8 protein-coding genes are annotated in these 7,149 nt (G+C 61.4%); 4 read left to right on the top strand and 4 right to left on the bottom strand.

The genetic code is table 11. The features are described 5' to 3' along the window. The 4 genes from ACW55A_RS19800 to ACW55A_RS19785 all read left to right on the top strand — a co-directional run. Nucleotides 1–878: acyl-CoA dehydrogenase family protein (locus ACW55A_RS19800; RefSeq protein WP_499140611.1), on the top strand; the 878-nt coding region annotated here is incomplete at its 5' end. Between the two features lie 13 nt (nt 879–891). Then, nucleotides 892–1,665: a PIG-L deacetylase family protein gene (locus tag ACW55A_RS19795; RefSeq protein WP_003364494.1), complete on the top strand. Its 774-nt coding sequence runs from the start codon at nt 892–894 to the stop codon at nt 1,663–1,665. Beyond that, on the top strand, nt 1,662–2,288 hold the full coding sequence (locus ACW55A_RS19790) for a class I SAM-dependent methyltransferase (protein ID WP_003364496.1): 627 nt from the start codon (nt 1,662–1,664) through the stop codon (nt 2,286–2,288). The genes ACW55A_RS19795 and ACW55A_RS19790 overlap by 4 nt, the downstream gene beginning before the upstream one ends. Further along, nucleotides 2,257–2,910, top strand: a complete 654-nt coding sequence (locus tag ACW55A_RS19785) for a glycosyltransferase family 2 protein (RefSeq protein WP_003364497.1) — start codon at nt 2,257–2,259, stop codon at nt 2,908–2,910. The genes ACW55A_RS19790 and ACW55A_RS19785 overlap by 32 nt, the downstream gene beginning before the upstream one ends. Nucleotides 2,911–2,919: 9 nt before the next feature. Here ACW55A_RS19785 and ACW55A_RS19780 read toward each other — a convergent pair whose 3' ends face one another. The 4 genes from ACW55A_RS19780 to pcaD form a co-directional block, all read right to left on the bottom strand. Next, complete coding sequence (locus ACW55A_RS19780; RefSeq protein WP_004413784.1) at nt 2,920–3,960, bottom strand: alpha/beta hydrolase family protein; 1,041 nt, start codon at nt 3,958–3,960, stop codon at nt 2,920–2,922. Between the two features lie 548 nt (nt 3,961–4,508). Continuing rightward, on the bottom strand, nt 4,509–5,117 hold the full coding sequence (locus tag ACW55A_RS19775; protein WP_455808974.1) for an FMN-dependent NADH-azoreductase: 609 nt from the start codon (nt 5,115–5,117) through the stop codon (nt 4,509–4,511). A 74-nt stretch (nt 5,118–5,191) separates the two neighbouring features. Beyond that, nucleotides 5,192–6,151 (bottom strand): LysR family transcriptional regulator, encoded by a 960-nt coding sequence (locus tag ACW55A_RS19770; RefSeq protein WP_003364502.1) that lies wholly within the window; start codon nt 6,149–6,151, stop codon nt 5,192–5,194. A gap of 80 nt (nt 6,152–6,231) precedes the next feature. Continuing rightward, on the bottom strand, nt 6,232–7,023 hold the full coding sequence (gene pcaD / locus ACW55A_RS19765; RefSeq protein WP_498811153.1) for a 3-oxoadipate enol-lactonase: 792 nt from the start codon (nt 7,021–7,023) through the stop codon (nt 6,232–6,234). Between the last annotated feature and the right edge of the window lie 126 nt (nt 7,024–7,149).

Raw genomic sequence — 7,149 nt, 5'->3', positions numbered from 1 at the left:
GGGTCGCGCTTCGTGATCAAGAACCCGAATCCCCCCACGACCTGGGGTTGTGCAAGTTGTACGAGGGGCACACGGACGCCTTGGCGATCATGGCGGAACTGGGTGCCCCGCCCCCCGAACAATTCAGCACCTGGGGCATGTGGGCGGCAGAGCCGCCACAGGCACGGGTGAATATCAGCGGCGCTGGTGATGCACTTCGCCTGCACGGCCGCAAGGCATGGTGCTCGGGCGCTTCGGCGTTGAGCCATGCATTGATAACGGCATGGGACGCCGAGCATCGGCAGCAACTGATTGCAGTGCGCCTTGACCAGCCCGGCGTACATATGACCGGCGATGGCTGGCGCGCAGTGGGCATGGGTGCTACCGGCAGCATCGATGTGGTTTTCGACAATGCCGTCGGTCAAGCGATCGGTGCGCCGGGTGGCTATCTCGACAGAGCTGGCTTCTGGCAGGGCGGCATCGGCATTGCGGCCTGCTGGTACGGCGCATCCCGCGCCATCGCGCAGCGCCTGCTGGCCCATGTCGGCAAGCGCGAAGAGCCGCACGCCCTCGCGCACCTTGGCGCTGCGGACGTGGCGCTGCATGCCGCAATCGAGGTGCTGCGCGCAGCTGCCGCGCACCTGGATCAAGCGCCAGCCGACGATGCAGAGATGCTTGCCAGACGTTGCCGCTCCTATGTCGAACAAGCTGCCGATCTGGTCATCCAGCATGTGGGCCGGGCCGTCGGCGCCGGGCCTTATTGCAAAGACCCTCACTTTGCCCGGTTGATCACCGACCTGCCGGTTTTCCTGCGTCAGAGCCACGCCGAACAGGACCTGGCAGCATTGGGCCAATCAGTCGGCAAGGCGTTGCCCGCTGCACGGACGTGGTCACTATGAGAGCGTATAGAGCATGAGCGAAGGGTTCGTAGTGAGTGATGACGAGTCCGGCCAAGGGACATCCCTTGCTGCCTGGAATGCTTCGGTCAGGCTGAACGGCTTGCCAGCGATCACTGCCGACTTGCTGGTACCGACCAATTGCCGAGCCGTGATCATCGCCCCGCATCCGGATGATGAAGTACTGGCCTGTGGCGGACTGATGAGCCAACTGGCACAACTGGAGCGCAGCCTGTTACTGATCTCGGTCACCGATGGTACAGCCAGCCATCCAGGCTCCACGCTGTGGCCTGTCGATCGTCTGTCCAGAGCCCGGCCCGAGGAAAGTGCCGAAGCCCTGAATCGCCTCGGTATACCTGCCGAGGGCCTCGAATGGTTGCGTTGCGGCTTTCAGGACGGCGCCGTGGCCGAGTCGGAGGAACGGCTGGTGGCCTTTCTCGAACAGCATCTGGGCCCTGCGGACGTGGTGTTCGCCACCTGGGCAGAAGATGGCCACAGCGACCATGAAGCGGTCGGCAGAGCCAGTGCAAAAGCCTGCGCGACGACCGGAGCACAGTTTTACGAAGTACCGGTCTGGGCCTGGCACTGGGCCGACCCCGAAGATGAACGTCTGCCATGGGACAGAGCGCGCAAGCTGCTGCTCGATCCGGTGACCCTGGCCCACAAACGTAACGCCGCCCAAGCGTTCACCAGCCAGCTGCAGGGTGATCCGGCCATCGGTCTTTCGCCGGTTTTGCCGGCTGCAGTGTTGGAAAGACTGCTGCGCCCCTTTGAAGTGGTGTTCACATGAGCGTCGAGGACAGTTATTTCAATGAGCTGTTTCTCAACAACGATGACCCGTGGGCATTCAAGCAACGCTGGTACGAACGGCGCAAGCGCGCACTGACCCTGGCCGCCCTGCCCCGCGAGCGCTACCGTTCGATATTCGAACCCGGCTGCGCCAATGGCGAACTCAGTGCCGATCTTGCCGGGCGCTGCGACGCGCTGGTGTGCTGCGACACCTCTAACCTGGCTGTGGACCTGGCACGCAAGCGTCTGGCCGACTTGCCCCATGCCAGAGTGTTACAGGCGCGTTTGCCACAGCAATGGCCGCAAGGCGAATTCGACCTGATCGTCTTCAGCGAGATGGGTTATTACCTGGACGCCGACGACCTGCACGGCCTGATCGACCGCGCACTGGCGGCCCTGTCACCGGACGGCCAGTTGCTCGCCTGTCACTGGCGGCCCGATATCGAAGGCTGCCCGCTGAACGCCCAGGCGGTCCACGACATCCTTGCTGCACGATTGTCCATGCACCGACTTTTCAGTCATCACGAACAGGATTTCCTGCTGGACCTGTGGAGTCGTGATGGAACCTCCGTAGCAGAACAGGAATTCTCCGATGATCGGCATTCTGATCCCGGTGCACAATGAAGAGCAGTTACTCGACTTGTGTCTCGAAACGATAAAGCAGGCGGCTGCCCACCCCGACCTCAAGGGCGAATGCGTGGAAGTGCTGGTGGTGCTCGACAGCTGCACTGACCGCTCGGCGGAGATCGCACGAGCCCATGGCGTGATGATTCTTGAAGTCTCGGCGCGCAACGTGGGGCAGGCACGCGCACAGGGTGCGGCGTTTCTCCTCGACCGAGGCGCACGCTGGCTGGCGTGTACCGATGGCGACAGTACCGTGGCCAGTGATTGGCTTGCCGAACAGCTGGCGCTGGATGCCGACGCAGTGTGCGGAACGGTGACGCCCGGCGACTGGAGCAAGGACATCTCGGCTGCTGCGCAGGCTGCTTATCTGCAGCATTACCAGCACCGTGACGGTCACCGACACATTCATGGTGCCAACCTGGGTGTCAGCTCGATTGCTTATATCAGCGCCGGTGGATTTCCTGCCCTGACCTGCCATGAAGACGTGCATCTGGTCCGGCAGCTGGAATTGATCGGAGCACGGATCGCCTGGAGCTGCCGCCCCAGGGTCACCACCAGCACCCGCCTCGACTCGAAAGCCAGGGGCGGGTTCGGTGATTTTCTGAGTTCGCTGAACGCCTGAAGGGCGTGCTTACTGGTGATGCGCTGTCTGCATGCCTGAACGGTCATCGTCGGCCGAATTGAGCGCGGCGCTGAAGAAACGCACCGCTTCGGCACTCAGGTTACGATGGATATCCTCGCGGTCCACGCCATCAGGGTCATTGCACAGCAACGGCGCAGTCGCGCGTTGTTCGTCACTGCACGGTGCCATGAAGACAAAATGCCCTGCCCCGGCCAGCAACTTGTAGTCGGGCGGCTGCGGCAGCTTGCGCGCCAGTGCTTCTGCGTTTCGGTCGATCGCCAGCAACTGATCGTCATCCCCCGCGTACATCAGCACCGGCACGTGCACATCACCCAGCGTGTGACGGCCGAACATCAGGCTCAGCGGGGCCATTAACATCAGCGCGCCAACCCGTGGATCAGCCTGAGCGTGAAGGTCATCACGGTCTGCGACAAGCTCGCCCTGCGTCTTGCATGCATCGCGGTCTGTCGGGCGCTCGGCGCAGTACTGACGCAGACGCTGCAGATCAGGTTGCGCGCCAGCGAGAATCAGCGCGGTTTCGCCACCGGCCGAATAACCGATCACGCCCACTTGCCGGGCATTGAGATAGGGGGCCAGCAAGGGGTCGAGCAAGGCCGTGCTGATCGCTTCGGAAATCTGCAGCGGGCGGCCGTACAGGTTGCTCAGGCTGCCAAGACGGCTGTGATCGCGATCATTGTCGCCAGGATGAACCACGGCAACCACCACAAATCCCTGACGCGCCAGCGAAGTGGCCAGGTCATGCAGCGCAAGCGGAGTGCCTGTGTTGCCGTGTGACAGCAACAACAGGGGGAAGCGGCCCATTGCGATAGGCGCCTCTTCACCGGCTTCGACACGATAGCCGTGAAGGGTGCTCACCTGCTCGGCGGCAGTGGAGGGGTAAAAAGCGATGGCCTGCACCGGCTGGGAATCCAGCGGATCAGGAAAACTCAACTGGTGGTAGCCCGCGCTCCAGGCTTCATCCGCCTGAGCGTGCACCGAAACAAGACTATCGAGCAGGAAAACCAGCATCACTGCACAAAGACGTACCATGGCAAGGCCCAACCTTTGCAAATCCGGAACTTCGCCCGGACAATCCATCAAGCGCTTGTGTCGAGCATCATGCTCCAGCGCGCCGTTCCCACCCAGATATGAGTGTTGAAAACAGAGATAGTGCACAAGCCGGGCCATAAACTGCCCGTTGTTTTTTCTCGAGGGCGAATACTCCCGCCAGCCTGACAAGGCGATGCTCGAAAACCCTAGGCTCTGTACGTAAAGTGGCTGCGCTCGGTGATGCTGCGTTAAAAACAGGCTCGGATGCGAGTCCAATCGGAATGCTCATTTACAACACGTAGAGTTGAACGCGACCCCGGCCGTTCCTCGCCTGTTTTTGCCTTGCCTGACCTTCGCTCGCCGACTTTTCGTACAAACCCAGTCTAGTCCCGTAAGAACCCCGTTACCTGTAAGAAAGCTGTCAAGGTTGTATCCCGTTAACGCGCCGTTCAGCGCAGCCCATCGCCATGCATCAGAAACAAAAAAACTCCACAACCCGGCAGGAAAACCCCGCGCAGGTTGTAGAGTTTCGTGAAGACGGCTTTTGATCAGGCCGCGAACAGCTCGTTCTGAATGTATTGCTGGGCAGCACTCATGGCGCTGGCACGCGGCTCTTCGCCATACGCCAGGCCGTGGGCGCGGACGAATTGCAGGTCGGTGATGCCGATGAAGGCGAACAGCGTCTTGAGCAGCTCTTCGTGACCGGTGCCAGTGGGTTGTCCGGCGTGCAGACCGCCCGAGGTGGAAACGATAATGACTTTCTTGCCGCCACACAGGCCTTCAGGGCCGGCTTCGGAATAACGGAACGTGCGACCCGCGATCAGAATCCGGTCAAACCAGGCTTTCAGCTGGGTCGGAATGGTGAAGTTGTACATGGGTGCGCCGATGACCAGCACGTCCGAATCGAGAAACTGCTGCAAAGTGGCTTCGTTGCCTGCCACTTCCTGCTGCTGGGCGGCGTCACGGACTTCTACCGGCGTGCCCGCCGCAGCGAGGCTGGCAGCAGAGAAATGCCCAAGCGCGTCACTGGCAAGATCGCGATAGGTGACCTGGCTGTCGGCGTGCGCATTCAGGTAGGACTGGACAACCTCATGGGTCAGCTGACGCGAAGCGGAGTGATCGCCGAGGATGCTGGAGTCGAGGTGCAATAGTTTCATAACGTAGCTCCCTTAAGAAAATCGCCACTGAGCGATGAAGTGGCGAGCATCCTATCCTTGATCGCAATAGATGATTAGTGGTCTTGAATGCGACTGTTCGTTCTATTAAGAGAACAATAGAGTGAGTCCGGACTGAGGCTAAGTTCTTTGAACGAGGTCTCGAACGCATCCAGCAGGCCCCTGACGGCGGGAAGCAGGCCACGGCGCGAGGCGAACACAGCATGCACGATGCCGCACTTGGGTCGATGCTCGCTGAACAGCTCTACCAGGCGTCCGTCCTGCAAGGCTTCCCTGACAATCAGCTCGGGAAGCTGTGCCACGCCGACTCCCTGCAAGGCGGCCTGCAGCATCATGTCCAGGTCCGAGCTGATGAGCCGCGGCGTGTGGCGTATTTCGGCATAGTGGCCGGGCTGCGTCTCCAGCAACCAGCGATGCTCGTGATTCGAAGAGGGCATATCGAGGCTGGGCAGTGTCGACAGCGCCTCTAGAGAAGGCGTTGCCGACAGCCTGGCCGCCAGGTCCGCGCGTGCCACCAGACGCTGAGCGCTGTGCCCGAGCTTCTTGACCACCAGGCCGTCGTCCTCCAGTGGTGGAAAACGCACACGCAGCGCAATGTCGATGTTCTCGGTCAGCGGGTCGACGCGTCGGTTGGTACTTTCGACCTGGATCTGAACCTTGGGGTGCTCGGCCGCGAAGCGGGCGATGGTCTCGTTGAAGCCCATCGCTGCCAACGCCGGAGGACAACTGATCACCACCCTGCCCTGCGGTTCGGATTTGGAACGCAGGATGGCCTCTTCGGCAGCCTCGGCCTCGACCAGCATGGCCACGCAGTGCGCGTAATAGTCACGCCCGCTTTCGGTCACCGCGAAGGTGCGGGTCGAGCGGTGAATCAGCCGAACACCCAGGCGCTCCTCAAGCCCGGCAATGCGCCGGCTGAGTTTGGACTTGGGGATCCCCAGCTTGCGGCTTGCCGGCGCAAAGCCCAGGCACTCGACCACCTGGACGAAATAAAACAGATCGTTGAGATCAAACACCCGGCCACCTCGTTTTCAGAGCCGGGAGTATGCAACGCCGTGCCCCGTGTCTCAAGACCGGGACTTAGGACCGCGCCCGGCTATTCGGCAGTCAGAAATGCCAGTACCGGCACAGTGAATGCCTCACCCGCCTCGACACTGGACAGGTGGGCCGCGTGCAGCTCGATGATCTGCGAGCCCTGAATCCGGTCGACCATGAAACGCCCGTCCGCCGGGGTCGTTACAGCATCCTCCGTGCCACAGACCACCAGCACCGGCAGCTCGATGGACGCGATCTGTTCACGGAAATCCGCATCGCGCACGGCCGCGCAATTGGCCGCGTAACCCTGTGGCGAGGTGCGTGCCAGCATGCCGACAACCGTGTCGACCGCAGCAGGTTCGGCGACCGCGAAGGAAGGCGTGAACCAGCGCGCAATCGAGGCATCGCGCAACGCGATCATGGCTGACTGGCCGTCACGCAGAACGGTTTCGATGCGAGGGTTCCAGACATCGGGATTGCCGATTTTATCGGCCGTATTGCACAGCACGACCTTGTGCAGGCGCTGCGGCGCATTGATTGCCAGCCATTGGCCGATCAGCCCGCCCATGGACAGGCCGCAGAAAAAAGCCTTGTCGATGTCCAGCGCGTCGAGCAGCGCCAACACATCGCGAGCGTTTTGCTCGATGCTGTAACTGCCCTCGCTGACCAGCGATTTGCCATGACCGCGGGTGTCGTAACGCAATACCTGAAAGTGACGGGTGAATGCAGGCACCTGGTTGTCCCACATGTGCAGATCAGTGCCCAGGGAATTGGACAAGACCAGCACCGGCGCGCCCGCCGGGCCTTCGAGCAGGTAGTTCAGTTGACCATCAGCAAGTTGCACGGCAGACATTCGAGACTCCGGATAAAGGCAAAGCTGCACACTAATGAGTGTCGCAGCAGCATACAATCCGCTGATCGAATATCCGTGCGGCTATCGAACAGCTTACCGTGCGCCGTCAGACCCCAGGGAGCATCC

The organism is Plantibacter cousiniae (nom. nud.), from assembly GCF_977070315.1.
Note: the sequence above shows the minus strand (reverse complement) of the source record. Positions and strands in the feature narration are given on the sequence as shown.